11 protein-coding genes are annotated in these 16,594 nt (G+C 41.2%); 3 read left to right on the top strand and 8 right to left on the bottom strand.

Annotated elements, in window-relative coordinates:
• Positions 1-53 precede the first annotated feature (53 nt).
• Genes ACYQ3L_RS10155 through ACYQ3L_RS10145 form a run of 3 tightly spaced genes read left to right on the top strand, consistent with a single transcriptional unit; the run spans position 54 to position 2,492 of the window.
• Positions 54-1,136 carry a 3-methyl-2-oxobutanoate dehydrogenase subunit VorB gene (locus ACYQ3L_RS10155; RefSeq protein WP_006798522.1) on the top strand — a complete coding sequence of 361 codons (1,083 nt, stop codon included), beginning with the start codon at positions 54-56 and terminating at the stop codon, positions 1,134-1,136.
• Positions 1,137-1,168: 32 nt separating this feature from the next.
• The gene (locus tag ACYQ3L_RS10150) at positions 1,169-1,927 is read left to right on the top strand and encodes a thiamine pyrophosphate-dependent enzyme (protein WP_291108218.1); all 759 of its coding nucleotides are present in this window, start codon (positions 1,169-1,171) and stop codon (positions 1,925-1,927) included.
• Between the two features lie 10 nt (positions 1,928-1,937).
• On the top strand, positions 1,938-2,492 hold the full coding sequence (locus ACYQ3L_RS10145; protein ID WP_379995624.1) for a 2-oxoacid:ferredoxin oxidoreductase subunit gamma family protein: 555 nt from the start codon (positions 1,938-1,940) through the stop codon (positions 2,490-2,492).
• A gap of 115 nt (positions 2,493-2,607) precedes the next feature.
• Here ACYQ3L_RS10145 and ACYQ3L_RS10140 read toward each other — a convergent pair whose 3' ends face one another.
• From ACYQ3L_RS10140 to ACYQ3L_RS10105, 8 genes are all read right to left on the bottom strand, one after another.
• Positions 2,608-3,468 (bottom strand): gliding motility protein GldN, encoded by an 861-nt coding sequence (locus ACYQ3L_RS10140; protein ID WP_379995626.1) that lies wholly within the window; start codon positions 3,466-3,468, stop codon positions 2,608-2,610.
• A gap of 21 nt (positions 3,469-3,489) precedes the next feature.
• Positions 3,490-5,061: a type IX secretion system motor protein PorM/GldM gene (gene porM / locus ACYQ3L_RS10135; protein ID WP_379995628.1), complete on the bottom strand. Its 1,572-nt coding sequence runs from the start codon at positions 5,059-5,061 to the stop codon at positions 3,490-3,492.
• A 46-nt stretch (positions 5,062-5,107) separates the two neighbouring features.
• A complete protein-coding gene (porL, locus tag ACYQ3L_RS10130; RefSeq protein ID WP_379995630.1) occupies positions 5,108-6,097 on the bottom strand; it encodes a type IX secretion system motor protein PorL/GldL in 990 nt (329 codons plus the stop codon).
• A 55-nt stretch (positions 6,098-6,152) separates the two neighbouring features.
• Positions 6,153-8,330 (bottom strand): T9SS ring complex lipoprotein PorK/GldK, encoded by a 2,178-nt coding sequence (porK, locus tag ACYQ3L_RS10125; protein WP_379995633.1) that lies wholly within the window; start codon positions 8,328-8,330, stop codon positions 6,153-6,155.
• Positions 8,331-8,530: 200 nt separating this feature from the next.
• Positions 8,531-12,100 carry a pyruvate:ferredoxin (flavodoxin) oxidoreductase gene (nifJ, locus tag ACYQ3L_RS10120; RefSeq protein WP_379995635.1) on the bottom strand — a complete coding sequence of 1,190 codons (3,570 nt, stop codon included), beginning with the start codon at positions 12,098-12,100 and terminating at the stop codon, positions 8,531-8,533.
• Between the two features lie 96 nt (positions 12,101-12,196).
• Positions 12,197-13,387, bottom strand: coding sequence for an ATP-binding protein (locus tag ACYQ3L_RS10115; protein ID WP_379995637.1), 1,191 nt, complete (start codon positions 13,385-13,387; stop codon positions 12,197-12,199).
• Between the two features lie 218 nt (positions 13,388-13,605).
• Entirely contained in the window at positions 13,606-14,415 is an 810-nt protein-coding gene (locus ACYQ3L_RS10110) for a transporter substrate-binding domain-containing protein (protein WP_379995639.1), read from the bottom strand.
• Between the two features lie 7 nt (positions 14,416-14,422).
• Complete coding sequence (locus ACYQ3L_RS10105; protein ID WP_379995641.1) at positions 14,423-16,507, bottom strand: putative porin; 2,085 nt, start codon at positions 16,505-16,507, stop codon at positions 14,423-14,425.
• Between the last annotated feature and the right edge of the window lie 87 nt (positions 16,508-16,594).

Genomic DNA, 16,594 nt, shown 5'->3' with positions numbered 1-16,594 from the left:
GTGCCTATAGGCCTGACTATCCGTAATTCGTTTTTTTAATCAATTAAAAGCTTATGTCAGAAGAAATATTTTTAATGAAAGGCAACGAAGCCATAGCTCATGCTGCAATCAGATATGGTGCTGATGGCTACTTCGGATATCCAATTACTCCCCAATCGGAAATAATGGAAACATTAATGGCCGAGGCTCCTTGGAAAACGACAGGAATGGTTGTCCTTCAGGCTGAAAGTGAAACAGCATCTATCAATATGGTATACGGTGGCGCAGGCTGTGGAAAAGCAGTTATGACATCGTCTTCCAGCCCCGGAATGAGCCTTATGCTCGAAGGGGTTTCATATATCGCCGCAGGCGAACTACCTTGCTTGCTGGTAAACGTAATGCGCGGAGGCCCGGGATTAGGTACCATACAGCCGTCGCAGGCCGATTACTTCCAGGCTGTAAAAGGAGGAGGCCACGGAGACTATAAATTAATCACTCTCGCTCCAAGTTCGGTACAGGAAATGGCCGATTTTGTTACATTGGGTTTCGATCTCGCTTTTAAATATCAAACTCCGGCAATGATACTTACCGACGGTGTTATCGGTCAGATGATGGAAAAAGTCAAACTCCCTGCATACACCCGCAGAAGAACTGATGCCGAAATCAGAGAGCAATGCCCATGGGCGACATTGGGCAGGCTACCCGGAAAAAAGCCTACGATAATAACCACTCTCGAACTGGATTCAAATAAAATGGAGGTGAATAATCTCCGCCTTCAGGCAAAGTACAGGAAAATTGAAAAAGAATTATGCCTGCATCAGGAAATCAACTGTGAAGATGCCGACTATATATTGGTGGCTTTCGGTTCCGCAGCACGTATATGCCAGAAAGCAATGGATCTGGCACGTGCACAAGGCATAAAAGTGGGACTTATCCGTCCTATCACACTTTGGCCGTTCCCTTCAAAAGAAATAGACAAATACGCATCCAAAATAAAAGGAATACTTACAGTAGAAATGAATGCCGGCCAAATGGTGGAAGATGTTCGTCTGGCTGTAAGCGGAAAAGTAAAAGTAGAACATTACGGACGTCTGGGAGGTATAGTACCTACTCCAAGCGAAGTGGTAGATGCTCTGCAACGTAAATTTGACTGCTAAAAACAGTATTTTCAAATTCAAATTTTAAGATTATGAGTACAAACATTATAGATCCGGCTAATCTCGTGTATGCAAAACCTGCATTAATGAACGATACCGAGATGCATTATTGCCCCGGTTGCTCACATGGGGTTGTACATAAATTGATAGCCGAAGTGGTGGAAGAAATGGGAATTATGGATAAAACCATCGCTATCGCGCCTGTCGGTTGTGCTGTTTTCGCATACAATTATCTGGATGTAGACTGGCAGGAAGCAGCTCACGGACGTGCTCCGGCAGTGGCTACCGCCGTCAAACGTCTTAATCCTGAGAAAATGGTATTCACTTACCAAGGAGACGGAGACCTTGCTGCTATCGGTACAGCAGAAACGATACATGCTGCAAACAGAGGTGAGAACATTGCCATTATCTTTATTAACAATGGTATATACGGTATGACAGGAGGACAGATGGCTCCGACTACTCTTCTGGATATGAAAACTGCCACAACGCCCAACGGACGGGATGTTTATGAAAATGGCTACCCCCTCAAAATAACGGATTTGCTGGCACAATTACCAGGCGTATGTCTTGCAACCCGTCAGAGTGTGCATACAGCAGCAACCGTAAAAAAGGCAAAGCGTATGATTAGGAAAGCGTTTGAAAACTCTATGGAGAATAAAGGTACATCCATCGTTGAGATAGTATCAACTTGTAGTTCCGGCTGGAAAATGACGCCTCAGGCATCAAATGATTGGATGGTGGAGAATATGTTCCCTGTTTACCCTATGGGAGACTTAAAAAATATCTAAAAGAGAAGGCATGACACAAGAAGTAATAATAGCAGGTTTTGGAGGGCAGGGTGTGCTGTCGATGGGTAAGATACTGGCTTATTCGGGGCTGATGGAAGATAAGGAAGTTTCATGGTTTCCATCATATGGTCCGGAACAACGCGGTGGTACTGCTAACGTAACAGTTATACTAAGCGATAATGCTATCAGTTCGCCTATTGTAAACGAGTATGATATAGCAATTATACTTAACCAGCCTTCACTCGATAAGTTTGAACCTCACTTAAAACCGGGAGGAATATTAATATATGACCCTAGTGGATTCCAGCATCCGCCAACAAGGAAGGACATATATATATACAAAATAGAAGCCATAGATACAGCCACATTAATGCAAAATACTAAGGCTTTTAATATGATCGTATTGGGTGGCCTCCTCAAGGTATCACCGATGGTGCAGCTTGATAATGTAATGCTGGGGCTGAAAAAATCGCTACCTGAACGTCATCACAAGTTACTACCGATGAATGAACAAGCTATTCTGAAAGGAATGGAGATAATACAGGAGGTGCAGAAGCCTAGCTAAACAGTACGATATATAATCCCCTGAGGTGATTCCAAGGGGATTTTTTCCTTTCTCATATAAAAGGAAAAAGCCTCATAGATTCTCTACAAGGCTTCTTATATAATACTGATTCTTTTTATCTTCTTCTTTCCGCAGCATAGAATTTAGACTGGATATAATCCAGTTCATTCTCTATACGCTTACGTTCATTTATCAGGTCTTTCATTTCTGGGAAGTGAGCAGACAGTTGTCTCATTCCCACCTGATATATACAACCTCGATACCATCTGTTACGGATAATATCAAACATAGAAGCATTCGTCAAAACAGGAGTTACATTAGCTACTCCTACCGGCGATACCGCTCTTGCCAGATATACACTCACATCATCGAAGCGAACCCAGAACAATGGAAAATATTTACCCTTTTCGAATAATACCGGACAAATATGCGTCACTCGCACATCCCCTTTGGATGTCTTGGCATCGAAATACCATCTCTCCTTTACCAGATAGTGAGTTATCTTATCGGATGGGATATCTTCCCTTTTCACATTAAGAGTTCTATCACTAGCTTCTGTAAAAGGAATAGCCGCTTCCTCCAGGGTTTCTTTTCCGGTAAGCCTGGCACCCAACTCCGGTTGGGCTTCGTATTTATATCCGTTTATTGTATTTGTACTCAAAAGGTTTACCAATAACGAGAACAGGTTGGTTCTCTGTTCTGTAGATGCCTGAGGATAAAAGAATGTCTCATTACCTTCCACATCACTAATCTGTCGGTAAATCTCACGCGACCAGATCGAAGAAGTATAATCATTCATTGAATTTTCCATCACGGATAACTCTCTTGTAGAAATATCCGTAGCCATATCTTCCGAAGTTGAAGTAACAACTGATACTTCATCTAAGATTCTAGGTCTGTTATTTGCGTAGTTTTGTGCGAAAAGCGAACTTGTAATCAGTAATCCGCCCATCATAAATGAAATGATAGATTTCATAATATGCTATTTTTGTGTTAATTAATTAATCGTTACTTGCATTGGATTCGTTTCCTGTTCTACTCCATCAGGACCTTTTACCTTAATGTCGCCTATGAAGAAACGCGTTCCTCTACTCATCTTCCTTATTTGTTCTATCTGACGTTGAGAAAAATTAGCACCATTTGATAATTCCGGTGTAGTATTTCCCATGGCATCAAACGAATATGTTCTAAAACTTAATACCGTAAATTGAATATCAAGAATACCATCATCTATTGAAGCCTTAATTCCCGGCGAATTTAGTATCAAAGCCCTGGATAAAGCACCCTTCCTGAATTTCCGTTGGTTACCATTAGCATCTTTATAATCAATATATGCCAATGCCGGAGGCAATGGGCGTATTCTGAACTCTTTTCTTGCCACAGTTTGAGTCGCTCCATTCACTCTCGCAGACACGGCAATTACAAATTTTTGCCCTATTTTGGATGGAGAAGGTGAAGCTACCCAGATTCCATTGCCCGAAGCACTCAATGTTCCACCATCTACAGCAGTTGCTGAGACTTCGCTAATTGGAACACCGGGAACTGATATACTAATCTGATTGGGAATACCCGAATAAAGTACATCCATCAGTAAAGGAGCAATTGTAGCCATCGGTTCCATAACTGTATATTCCTGAGTGAACTCCCGCTTCAATGGGAATCCGCTCCGGTCCAGCATCTCTATAAAACCATTGAAAGTCTGCTTTCCTGTACCTGTAGCGGCAAATTCATATAAACCTTTTTTATCTTCCGGCAACTCTTTGCCATTGACAACTATACGCGGACGCTGTGTTGTATCGACCGCGGCCATAATAATCTGTGCCGAATATGTTGTTCCACGCATTACCATGCTGGATTGAGGAACAACAAAAGCACTCAATTGATTGACCCTCATATCTTTTACGTCAATATCCTGAATCAAACTATTCAGCACTTCCCCTTCCGCCTGCTTCACATTCACCTGCAACTCCGATAAAAAAGTTATAGCGGCAATGCTTGGCATTCTGTCGAAAGAAGCCTGTAACCAGTTCTTTCCGTCTTTTTTCGCACGTTCGTTCGGCTGAGTAGACAAAGTCTTATTAACCACATCCTTCTTTGTTTTATCAGATATCAGGGTTAATATGCTTTCTCTGTATTCATCCAATGCTTTTTTCAGTTTATTTCCCTGTCCGCCGACGGGAGAAATCATTACTTCGGATGAAGCATTAAGATTGTCTTTCGATTTCAGATTATCAATATCGGCATCCGCTCCATCACTTTTTTTTGCAATCTCTTGTTTCAGGTATTGTATATAGTTGAAGAGCGAATCAGTTTTGCGCCTTACATCCTGCGATGTATCATACCCCTTGCGGGTTTTTTCAGGATTTGTAGCATATGCCTCGTCTATATCTGAATATATTTGTTTATTCCGTGCAGCTGTAACCGCTATATTTTCCTGAAGATTATCATTTACCAATACAAATCCATCGAGAACTTCTGTCGATACATTTAAAGCGAGCATAGCAATAAAAACCAGATACATCAGATTTATCATCTTCTGCCGCGTCATTTGCCCTCTACTTAATGCCATCAGTTATCTTCTTTTTAATTTTCAAATCAAGTCTAACGATCTCCACTTAAAAATTAGTTGGGTTCATATTGTTGTTATTTGTTGTCATCGCCTGTAATAAACGGGCATAAACATTATTCAATGCTTCTATATGCCTAGTCATTTTTGCAGATTCTTCCCTGAACATATAACTATCCCCGATAGCTCCGTCATATAAACCTTTCATCCGGATTAAGCTATCGTTTATATATCTGATGGCCGACATTTGCTCTGTTATCGTCTGTAGCTGGGTATTGAATACATCATTCAGTCCACTTACATTCTGATTCAATGTCGCCAGGTTGTCCACAAAACCTTGAGTTTCGGTAACGTGCCTATAAGCACCCAGCAGCTTCTGGGATGCTTCATTCAACGATTGTATAGTTGTAGAAAATTCTTCCAAATTTTGCGCGGTATCATTTAAGCTTTGTGCATACTCAGGAGCAATACTTCTTCCCGAAGAATTATCTCCGCCTGCATTTCCCGAAGCAGGCACACCTGAAAAGCCTCCACCCGAGACATTTCCCCCTCCTGAAGCACCGGATGAATATACTCCAGCCGATACTGTCTGGCTCACATTACCACCTTCTGTATTTCCGGCAGAAGATACACCAGAGCCAGAAGAAACTCTACCGGAGACGTTTCCTCCCCCACCTGCAATAACGACTACAGGGCCAGAACTTTCCGCTTTGCCTTTAACCGAATCTGTTCTTACCGCTGCTGCAGTTTGGGGTGCAACAACTGTGCCGCCAGTCACACTACTACCTATAACCACTCCAGCATTAGCAACTGTTTCAGTAGCGGGAGTCGGGGAAATATAATCGAATGCAGAAATAAAGAATACAACTGCTTCCGTAATCATTCCCGCCATTAGTATATAATCGGCATAAGGAAGATGAATAATCTTAAACATGGCTCCAATAATAACTACCGCAGCCCCCCAGCTATATAAATAGTTGAATACTATCTGACCCCTTCTGCTGGATATGAAATGTTTAATATTTTCTTTCTTCGTCATTTTGCTAAACTATAAGTGATGTTATATAAGTATAAACTTATATTTAACGGATTTATTATCTAAATCTTCCTTTTTCGTCCACACCCCACGATCTCACACATCTGAAACCGATGAATGAACGGCCTTTGTCCTGAAACTCAACTGACCTGTCTCCCGAACGCACTGTCGCATCTTTCCACGAACCACCTTTCACTATTTTACGTTTAAGGATAGCAGGGTCAGCTAATACTGCTCTGTAACTAAAGTCAGGATTAGCCTCATCGGCCATACGGTCTACCGACTCCGTAAATGTTGTGGTAGTCCACTCTGCCACATTTCCGGCCATATCATACAAACCGAAACGGTTAGGCAGGAATGTTGCCACAGGAGATACCAAATCTTTTAAATCTTTAGATGCCCTGAAATTAGCATGAGCCAGACCATCTGTAGTGTGTGTTTGATCCGAATACCATGGATATTCCAGTTCGGAACGTCCGTTTCTGGCGGCAAACTCCCATTCTGCTTCAGTAGGTAACCGATAACCTTCAAAACCGGCCTGAGTACATTTACCTTCTGCGATATAACGGTCTGTACGCCATGCACAGTAAGCATCGGCAGCTTCCCATGATACGCCAACCACAGGGAAATTATCGTAGGCTTTCGTTGTAAAGTAACTTTCTACATAACGCTCGCTTTTTGCATTGGCGAAGTCTGTCATCCAGCTCATTACATCAGGATATATATTTACTATATAAGTATTCGTAAAATCGATCCGGTCACCGTGAGACATTCTTGATAATGTTTCGCGAACAATATCTCCTCTCGAATTTACATATGCTGTATCTTTCGTAATAGCAATAGCTGTAGCTTCACCTGCACGCATTTTGCCTAAGAATGCATAATAACTCTTAGAGTCGAACCAATCATATTTATAATTCATTGCTGACACAATCAATCCGCCTTTGTCCGCGCCAAAAGGATTTCCTCCCACAACACTGTTTATGGCGGCCGACTCTCTGCTTGTCGGATTCTTCCATGGTATTGGCTTAACCCAGTTTAATCGTTGCCCTACAGAAGTGAAAGAATTATCACTTGGCCTAATCAACACTTTAAATGTAGGATCTCCAGCATAAGCCGGGTCTGCTAAACGTTCTCTGATAATGGAATCACGTACCCAATAAACGAATTCACGATATTGTTTATTTGTCACTTCCGTTTCATCCATCCAGAAAGGACTTACAGCAACCAGTTTACGTGGAACAGAATCACCCCAAAGCGGGTCTACACCTGTCCCCATCTCTATATTACCTCCGGGCACAAGTACCATTTTATCGCAGCCTCGTGCTATATTATATGGCATAACCAAACGTGTTTCAATAGCAGGATCAATATATTTCGGTTCTCCGAACTTATATGTCACCCCCATTGTAGCCTGCGCAATACCATTATTACTCAAATCGCCTTGTTGTCCGTCAAATTTATCGCTTACAATAATACCTCTGCCTTCGGCAAAGATTTGGAATTTCCGGGTTAAATTAAAACCTAAGTTCAAACCTAAGCTACCGCCGAAGAACGTATTATTGAGTGTACCCATATGCGCAAAACGTTGATACCAACCCACACCGGCAATAGGAGACACTTCAAATTTACGATTTGGCTGATATCCCCTTAACAGGTTCAACAAATTTAGAGACACATCTCCGGTAGCGCTTATATAACGCATATGCTGCATATAGTAACTCTGATTTTCAGCACCAAACTTACCACCTCTCGCCGGATGATATACAGGCACTCCCGTAGCATCTACAGCACTATATTCATAGTCCACACCTTCTACCCATCCCATATAATCCCATTGCGGATCTTTAGAAAGGCGCATAAAATCCTCACCATTAGCCCCATCTTTCCACCAACGGGTGTAAGTCCCGTTCCAGCCATCGTTGAAACCATGCAGGCTACCGCCCGATAGCTGCAGACGAAGGGTTATTATGTTACTCATCCGCCGCCCGATTGTCAATGTGGGCGCGAAAGTTACTCTTTTATCAAGGCTTATACGGTTGCCAGGCACTCCATTATCGTCCTCTCCGAAATAAACCTGTCCTCCGGCTCCTATGGAAATAAACCAAACAGGCTCTTTCTGTAAATATTCATTCCGCGTTGGCACGGAATATTGCTCTGATTGATTTGTCTGAGCAAAGGATACTATTGATACACAGAGCAATAGCAGTGAAGTTAGTAAAGTTTTTCTGTTCATATGTTTTGTATCAGTTATAATAACTATATATCAGGTTTGGCAAAGATAATACATATTTTTTAATTTAGAATTCTTTTATATATTAAATTGCGATTCTTTATATTTAATAAACATGTAGCTATAAGGCTTTTAACAAAGAAGAGAGCCAATCATCATGACTGGCTCTCCAAATGTTATTATATATCAATAATTAACAATCATTAATTTTGAAGCTCTGAAGCTTCGTCAAATTTATCAAATGTTGCAGCAGCAAGACGCTGATAGCCTTTGTAACGCCACATCGCATTATCCTGAGCAGCTTTATACAGATCTGATGCTTCTGTCGGATTAGACTTCTGAAGAGAAGTGTAACGAACCTCACTGCCAAGGTACTCTTGGAATTTAGACCAATCCGGCTCTTTACTATCCATCGTAAACGGATTCTTTCCTTCTTCCTCCAACATCGGATTGTAGCGCCACAGGTGCCAGTATCCGCAAGCTACAGCTGCTTTCTCTTCATCCTGAGCATGCCCCATACCCTTACGTAATCCGTGGCTGATACATGGTGAATACGCGATAACCAATGATGGGCCTTTATATTCTTCAGCTTCTTTAATTGCTTTCAGGCATTGTCCCTGATTAGCACCCATCGCCACCTGAGCAACATATACATATCCATAGGTAGCCGCAATCATTCCGAGGTCTTTCTTACGGATCTTCTTACCTGCGGCAGCAAATTTAGCTACAGCAGCTACCGGGGTAGATTTAGAAGACTGACCTCCTGTATTAGAGTAAACTTCTGTATCGAGTACAAGAATATTTACATCTTCACCAGAAGCAATCACATGGTCCAGACCACCGAAACCTATATCGTAAGCCCAACCGTCACCTCCAAAGATCCAGATAGAACGTTTGATAATATATTGTTTCAAAGAATAAATTTCCTTACAATACTCGCAGTTATCTTTCTCTACTTCAAGCAATGGCATTATCTGAGCATGAAGTTCTTTTGTCTTTTCAGCTTCATTCTTATTTTCTATCCATTCTTTATACAGGGCTTTCAGTTCCGGCGAGCATTTATCGCAGTCCTGGGCCTGAGTCATCAATTTCTGGATACGGTCACGCATTGTGATGTTTGCCAAAGCATATCCCAGACCAAACTCAGCATTATCTTCAAACAAAGAGTTAGCCCATGCCGGACCTTTACCTTCTTCATTCTTACGATAAGGAGTTGAAGGGGCCGAACCACCATAGATTGAAGTACAGCCTGTAGCATTGGCAATCAACATACGGTCCCCAAACAATTGGGTAACAAGTTTGATATACGGAGTTTCACCACAACCGGAACATGCACCTGAGAACTCGAATAATGGAGTTGCAAACTGAGAGTTTTTCACATTCAGTTTAGTATCCACAAGGTGAGCCTTGCTGGTTACATTCTTTATCATGAAATCCCAGTTATTCTGTTCAGGGAACTGAGTACCGATCTCTACCATCTTAAGGGCTGAGTTACCTTTTTTGCCCGGGCAGATATCAGCACAGTTTCCGCAACCAAGACAGTCTAGCACGTCTACCTGGATACGGAATCCCATTCCATCAAATTGCTTGCCTTGAGCCTTAAGCAATTCCACTCCTTCCGGAACTTTAGACTGCTCTGTAGCATCAAGTACGAACGGACGGATAGTAGCATGAGGACATACATAAGCACACTGGTTACACTGTATACAATTTTCAGCCTCCCACACAGGGACGAAAGCTGCCACGCCGCGTTTCTCATACTCAGTTGTACCATGATCCCATGTACCGTCTTCACGGCCTACAAATACAGATACCGGAAGATCGTAACCACGTTGGGCATTAACAGGACGCACCACTTTTTTGATAAATTCAGGAGCATCATCCTCTACCGGTTTACCGACTACGATATTAGCCCATTCTGCAGGGACTTCTACCTTTTCTACTTCAACACCTCGATCTACCGCTGCATAATTCTTCTTAATTACGTCTTCCCCTTTACGGCCGTATGATTTAACGATGAATTTCTTCATCTGCTCTACAGCCAGATCGTAAGGAATCACATTTGAAATTTTGAAGAATGCAGATTGAAGGATTGTATTTGTACGGCCTCCAAGACCAATTTCCGTAGCAATCTTGGTTGCATTGATTATATAGAAATTGATATTGTTTACTGCAAGATATTTCTTCACATTGTCAGGAAGATAATTTCCTACATCTTCTTTATCCCATACAGAGTTGAGAAGGAATGTACCGTTTTTCTTCAAGCCTTTGGTTACATCATAAAGGTGAAGATAAGCCGGAACGTGACATGCTACGAAATTTGGTGTGTTTACCAAATATGTAGAACGGATAGGATTGTCACCAAAACGAAGGTGGGAAGCTGTAAAACCTCCCGACTTCTTAGAGTCGTAGGCAAAATATGCCTGACAATATTTATCCGTATTATCACCAATAATTTTCACAGTATTTTTATTCGCACCAACTGTACCATCAGAACCTAATCCGTAGAATTTCGCTTCGTATGCAGATTCATCTACCGAAACTTCTTCTTTCAACGGAAGAGATTTGAATGTCACGTCGTCCACAATACCTATTGTGAAATCGTTCTTCGGCATAGCCATTGCCAGATTTTCATAAACTGACATTATCTGAGCCGGAGTAGTATCTTTGGATGAAAGACCATAAATACCACCAACGATAGTAGGAGTTTCTTCTTTTCCATAGAAACAGTCTCTTACATCCATATATAATGGCTGCCCGAGAGAACCCGGTTCTTTTGTACGGTCAAGTACAGCGATTCTCTTAGCTGTTTTTGGTATAGCAGCCATAAATGCTTCAGCCTTGAACGGACGATATAAGTGAACTGCAACAAGACCTACCTTCTCACCTTTAGCATTCAGGAAGTCTACAGTCTCTTTGATAGCTTCTGTTACTGAACCCATTGCTATAATTACACGGTCTGCATCCTCCGCTCCGTAATAATCGAACAAGCCGTATTTGCGGCCTGTAATCTTGGTTATTTCAGCAAGATATTTTTCTACTATCTCAGGTACCGCATCATAAAATTTATTTGCAGCTTCACGGGATTGGAAATAAATATCATCGTTCTGAGCCGTACCACGTGTTACAGGGTTTTCAGGATTCAATGCTCTTTCGCGGAATTTTTTCAATGCTTTTTGATCGATCAAAGGAATAAGATCGTTCTGATCCATTTCTTCTACTTTCTGTATTTCGTGAGAAGTACGGAAGCCATCGAAGATATTCATAAATGGAATGCGAGCCTCAAGCGTTGCTAAATGAGGAACTGCCGAAAGATCCATTACTTCTTGCACCGAACCGGAGAAGAACATCGCAAAACCAGTCTGGCGCGCAGCCATAACGTCCTGATGGTCTCCGAAGATAGAAAGAGCCTGAGCAGCCAGCGCACGTGCCGAAATATGGAATACGCTCGGAAGAAGTTCTCCTGCAATCTTATACATATTAGGAATCATCAACAACAAACCTTGTGAGGCTGTATATGTGGTCGTCAGAGCACCTGCCTGTAATGATCCATGCAAAGCACCTGCAGCACCTGCTTCAGATTGCATCTCCTGTACTTTTAGTATTTCGCCGAATATGTTTTTGCGTCCGGCTGCCGCCCATTCATCAACATACTCTGCCATTGTCGATGATGGTGTGATAGGATAAATCGAAGCTACTTCGCTGAACATATATGAAATATGCGCGGCCGCCTGATTACCATCACATGTAAGGAATTTTTTTTGTTTAGCCATACCTTTTTGTAATAGTTGATTATCTTATTTAGTTTACTTTATGATTCATGGATTTGATTTATATAAACCTATACTAGATCAAATCCTTTTCTTTATTCAATATAAAAAGCCAAAGAGCCAAAGAGGAATTATATTTTTGTCGCCTGTATCGAGATTACCTACAGCATAGAACATATCTGACTTATTCTTACCTCTGCTTTTCTGTCCTTCTATCTTAAATTTATACATTTTCCCTTCACTTTCTACAACGAACATTCCACTTTTCACCCCTTTCTTGAGTTTGCTGTCGCTGTGGTGTATCTGATTGTAGAAAAAGGTTTCCCGCAAAGCCTGATCCTCTATCTGGGACATCTTCAACGGAAATATAAGATTGGTATTGTGCATATATACCAAATCCGGTTTTTTAGGAAATTCTTCTCCTTCTCTATATAACATATTTATGAGGCGTGCACTTCGCAGATATTCCATATAGTTGGTAACTGTCGCCCTTGATATTTCGCAATCGATACTCAACTGACTTATATTCGGCTTACCCGGCGCGGATTGCGCCAATAAGTACAATAGTTTTCTCAATTTGGGAAGATAGCTTAACTCTATCTGCTTAATTGACAACACATCTACTTCGAGCATCATATTTACCGTTTTCAGCAGGTTCTCAGAAAAATTTCTCTTCTCAAGATAGAACGGATAATAGCCGTGATGCATATAAGACCAGAAATTATCAAGCGGCCTTATCCGGGTACAGATTTCTTCCGCTATCCTTTCGTGATCTGTAAGAATCTCATCCAGAGTGTATGCTGAAAAATCTTTTTCGAACTGGATATTAAGAAACTCCCTATAGGAAAAACCTCTCAGGTTATATACATCCACAATAGGCGAAAGACCTTCGTCTTCATGAAGTTTCATTACGGTAGAACCGGTAAATACGATCTTCAATTGCGGATAAAGCTCGTAGCATTCTTTTAGTTCCCTTGCCCAGTCAGGGTATTTATAGACCTGATCCAGCAACAATGTTTTACCTCCACGCTCTACAAATTCTCGCGCAAAACTAGTTATAGACCTGATAGTAAAATAAAACTGGTTGAGATTTATATAGAGGCAATCCCTCCTGTTTATGTCGAAAAACTCTTTTGCGTATTGGAGTAAAAATGTAGTTTTTCCAACCCCTCTGGTACCTTTTATCCCGATTAACCGCTGAGACCAGTCAATCTGCTTCATCAACAATCTTGGAATAACACTGTCAAGGTGTTCTACTAAATATCTATGTGTACGAAAGAATGATTCCACTCTGTAATCTTAATAATCTAAATTAAAATCTGACGAAGGTACTTTTTTTTTACGTCATTGCAAAGTCTACATAGCAATTTTAATCATTTTTTATCAAAAAACAATGGAGACCTGCCAAAAGAGAACTGTAACTTACAATAAGCGAGTACAAAGGTAATATTATAAAGATAATTTATCAAACATAGAAGACCTGTATAACAAATAGTAGGATCAGATTCCTATTTATAATACTTTTGGTATATATCATTATACTCTTTCGATCCTTTAACCTGCTTTATCCATGTATTAAGCGAGTCTAAAAGAACCGGAGATTTTTCGCTTACCGCCCATGCTTCAATATGCGTGAAACCTATCAATGTGGAATAGTCTATTTCCGGCAAAGACCGCGCTATTTTCTCCGCACTTTTCTCATCGCAAACAGCGTAGTCAATATCTCCGGACGCTACCAGCATAGCCAACTGTTCGGCACCATAGGTAGAATCCTCTTTTATATAGATCGTATCACCTATCTCGTGCGAAAGGTTTCTTATCCGCAATATGGCAGGGGAATTGAGAGGGACATACAATGTCTTTTTAGCCAAAGCGAGATGACTTCGCAAAGGCTCCACCCCTTCGTTAAACTCTTTCTTCCGCTGTATCAGCACCTGCCTGTTTTGAGCGACAGGGTCGGTAAAAACGAGAGTACCCCGCAATTCGGAAGTAACCGGGATATTACGTGCCATGACATCATATTTTCCGTGTTTAAGTCCTTCGATACTTTTACCGAGGCTAGCTTCCAGCAGAATTTCGATTTTCAACGGAATATGCGCTTTTAGTAACTGAATCAGGTCATGATTGAATCCTGCTATAGTATCTCCTGAAACAAAGTAGCCTACAGAATTATAATCAGTAACAATATGCAGTACCCCATCTTTTTTTATCTGCGCAAAGTCCTTTGGCTGACCGCTTTTGCTGAATACAAAAACCGAGATGATTATTGATACTGTAATAAATAGTAAGACAGAAACCAGAGTTTTTTTCTTTGTCATGGTGTAATCAATTATTGAACCGCCACGAAATACCAAGTTTTAACATCCGGGGATTTACCGGATAGCGATAGAGTGTAAAAGATTGTCCATTGCCCATTCCATCTGTCAGATTATACATCATGATATAGAAACGGGTAAATTTCAAGTGTAAGTTTATATATGCCGTTGTTATCGGAAAATTACCAATCTTCTCCTTTTGCTGATTATAGAACTGCATGGTGAGCGGTTCGTAACCGGGAGCATAATATTCGGTAAAGAAGTGTCCGTCAACACCCATTTGCAGGGTCAATACCTTTGCTATTTTGGTCATCAGGTATATATTGGAATATATACTAAGTTCGGGCAGAGGAATTGCATTCTCGTTCCCGGACTTCTGATATACGATCTGGTTATCCCAATGAAAGATTCCCGCTTTCAGATTCTGATCTAAGCGTAAAGAAACTACCTGAACACTACCGGACTCTTGCGCCGTTACTTTATTTTCATTATAGTATATATAATTCTTTATATTTTCCACCCCTCCGCTAATGCGTGTTTTAGAAAAGGATAATTCCGGGAAATTAATTTCCCCGCCTACATATACCCTGTTGGTATTGCTAAAGTTGGTATTTTCACTATTCCAGTTCCAGTATTTGGAAGAAAAATTCTTTTGGAAGAAACTGGGGCTTATGCTTTTTATATATCCGTTCGCTTTTGCCGAAACCTGCTTGCCGAAAAGATTCAGCATAGTGGTAATTTCCCCCTCGAGTTTATAGTCCTTCCCATCCAGAATATTAAATTCTGCCGAAGCTTTATATCTCAGATATTTACCCTTCTCTTTTGACAGAACACCACCTATAGTCAACGCATTTTCACTATACCGTTCATGCAGTCCCGGCAATCCTCCCGGCATTGAGTATTTACGCACATCGTATTCGGCAAAGGCTGTCAGCCCGAACTTAGTCCATTTACGGAAACCTTCATTCATAGCCAAGGCAAATGTATTCTTAAATGAATAATACGACGTAAAGTCATTTATATTACTCATATATTTAGGTTCCGGATCAACACTTCCATCTATATTATTGTAATACTGATATAGAGTATCTATTCCTGCATAGTTCGATAAAAACCGACGTTTCTGGTCAGTATAATGTGTTGTGAATATCACACTGGCCGGAGAAATATAATTTGCTTTTTTACGCCAGGCTTTGGTGGTATCATTTACCATATATTCCTCTTCATCATTGCCCAGATCGTAGCGATTGGTCACATAGAGATGCTTACCCCTCATCTTGTTCCATGTACTTTGCATCCTCACAGGAATGTCCAGCGAATTGCCTCTGAATTGAGTCTGCACTATTTCATCCGAATTCGGATTGGTAATATATAAAGGATTGGTGATCCCGCCATTTTCTATATTGTTGAAATTGTTATTTGCCAGAAACGCATGCATTTTATATTTATCCCCTATATAGCTGGCATAAAAGTCATAGTTCATCTGCTTATTGGACAGCGAAGTATAATTTCCCCGCGAATATACATAGTCGAAGTCAAAGCCAACATTCAGTTTCTTACCCAGGTTCATGGAGATCTCCGTTTGCAAACGCTGTTCTGCGCTCTGCCCCCCGCCTCCTGTCTGATAGCGGACATTAGAATACGGAACTTTTGTATTAAGATAATACTTATCCTGTGGATCTTTACGCCAATAGTGCATGGCATCGAGGAATACAAAACGGGATGATTCGGGGCGGTCGAAAAATATCATCGATTGTGCCGGCGAACCGACATTCCCCAGATACCCCACATTGACATCGAAACCATCGACCAGCATACTCTGATGAAAATTAACGATAGCCGTATCCATCGGTAAGAAAATCCGCTCTCCCAAACGAGGCGAAATCTTCCATCCATATATAGGTGGGACTTCAACTTTGGCAGTATCTACCGTCGTAACCGTTACCGGAAAATTATCCGGAACCGGAGCTGCCGAATCCTCTTTTTGCTTTTGAACGGGGGGGGTAGACCGGGTGGGTCTACGCCTGCTATCCTGAGCGTTCAGCACGGAAAATATGGCAAAAAACAGAAACGCTGTCAGTATATATTTTTTCATCGGTGCAAACTTACACAAAAAATGAAAAATGAGAAGTTAATGTTTCTATAAAAACAGAGATTAGCGTCTATTTATTGTATCAAAATA

This window comes from Dysgonomonas termitidis (genome assembly GCF_054657735.1).
The sequence above is the reverse complement of the archived record's forward strand: the minus strand, read 5'-3'. Positions and strand labels throughout refer to the sequence as shown.

Coding starts and splice junctions, on each gene's coding strand:
- ACYQ3L_RS10155 (WP_006798522.1), top strand. CDS start 54: ATGTCAGAAGAAATATTTTTAATGAAAGGCAACGAAGCCATAGCTCAT.
- ACYQ3L_RS10150 (WP_291108218.1), top strand. CDS start 1,169: ATGAGTACAAACATTATAGATCCGGCTAATCTCGTGTATGCAAAACCT.
- ACYQ3L_RS10145 (WP_379995624.1), top strand. CDS start 1,938: ATGACACAAGAAGTAATAATAGCAGGTTTTGGAGGGCAGGGTGTGCTG.
- ACYQ3L_RS10140 (WP_379995626.1), bottom strand. CDS start 3,468: ATGAAATCTATCATTTCATTTATGATGGGCGGATTACTGATTACAAGT.
- porM (WP_379995628.1), bottom strand. CDS start 5,061: ATGGCATTAAGTAGAGGGCAAATGACGCGGCAGAAGATGATAAATCTG.
- porL (WP_379995630.1), bottom strand. CDS start 6,097: ATGACGAAGAAAGAAAATATTAAACATTTCATATCCAGCAGAAGGGGT.
- porK (WP_379995633.1), bottom strand. CDS start 8,330: ATGAACAGAAAAACTTTACTAACTTCACTGCTATTGCTCTGTGTATCA.
- nifJ (WP_379995635.1), bottom strand. CDS start 12,100: ATGGCTAAACAAAAAAAATTCCTTACATGTGATGGTAATCAGGCGGCC.
- ACYQ3L_RS10110 (WP_379995639.1), bottom strand. CDS start 14,415: ATGACAAAGAAAAAAACTCTGGTTTCTGTCTTACTATTTATTACAGTA.
- ACYQ3L_RS10105 (WP_379995641.1), bottom strand. CDS start 16,507: ATGAAAAAATATATACTGACAGCGTTTCTGTTTTTTGCCATATTTTCC.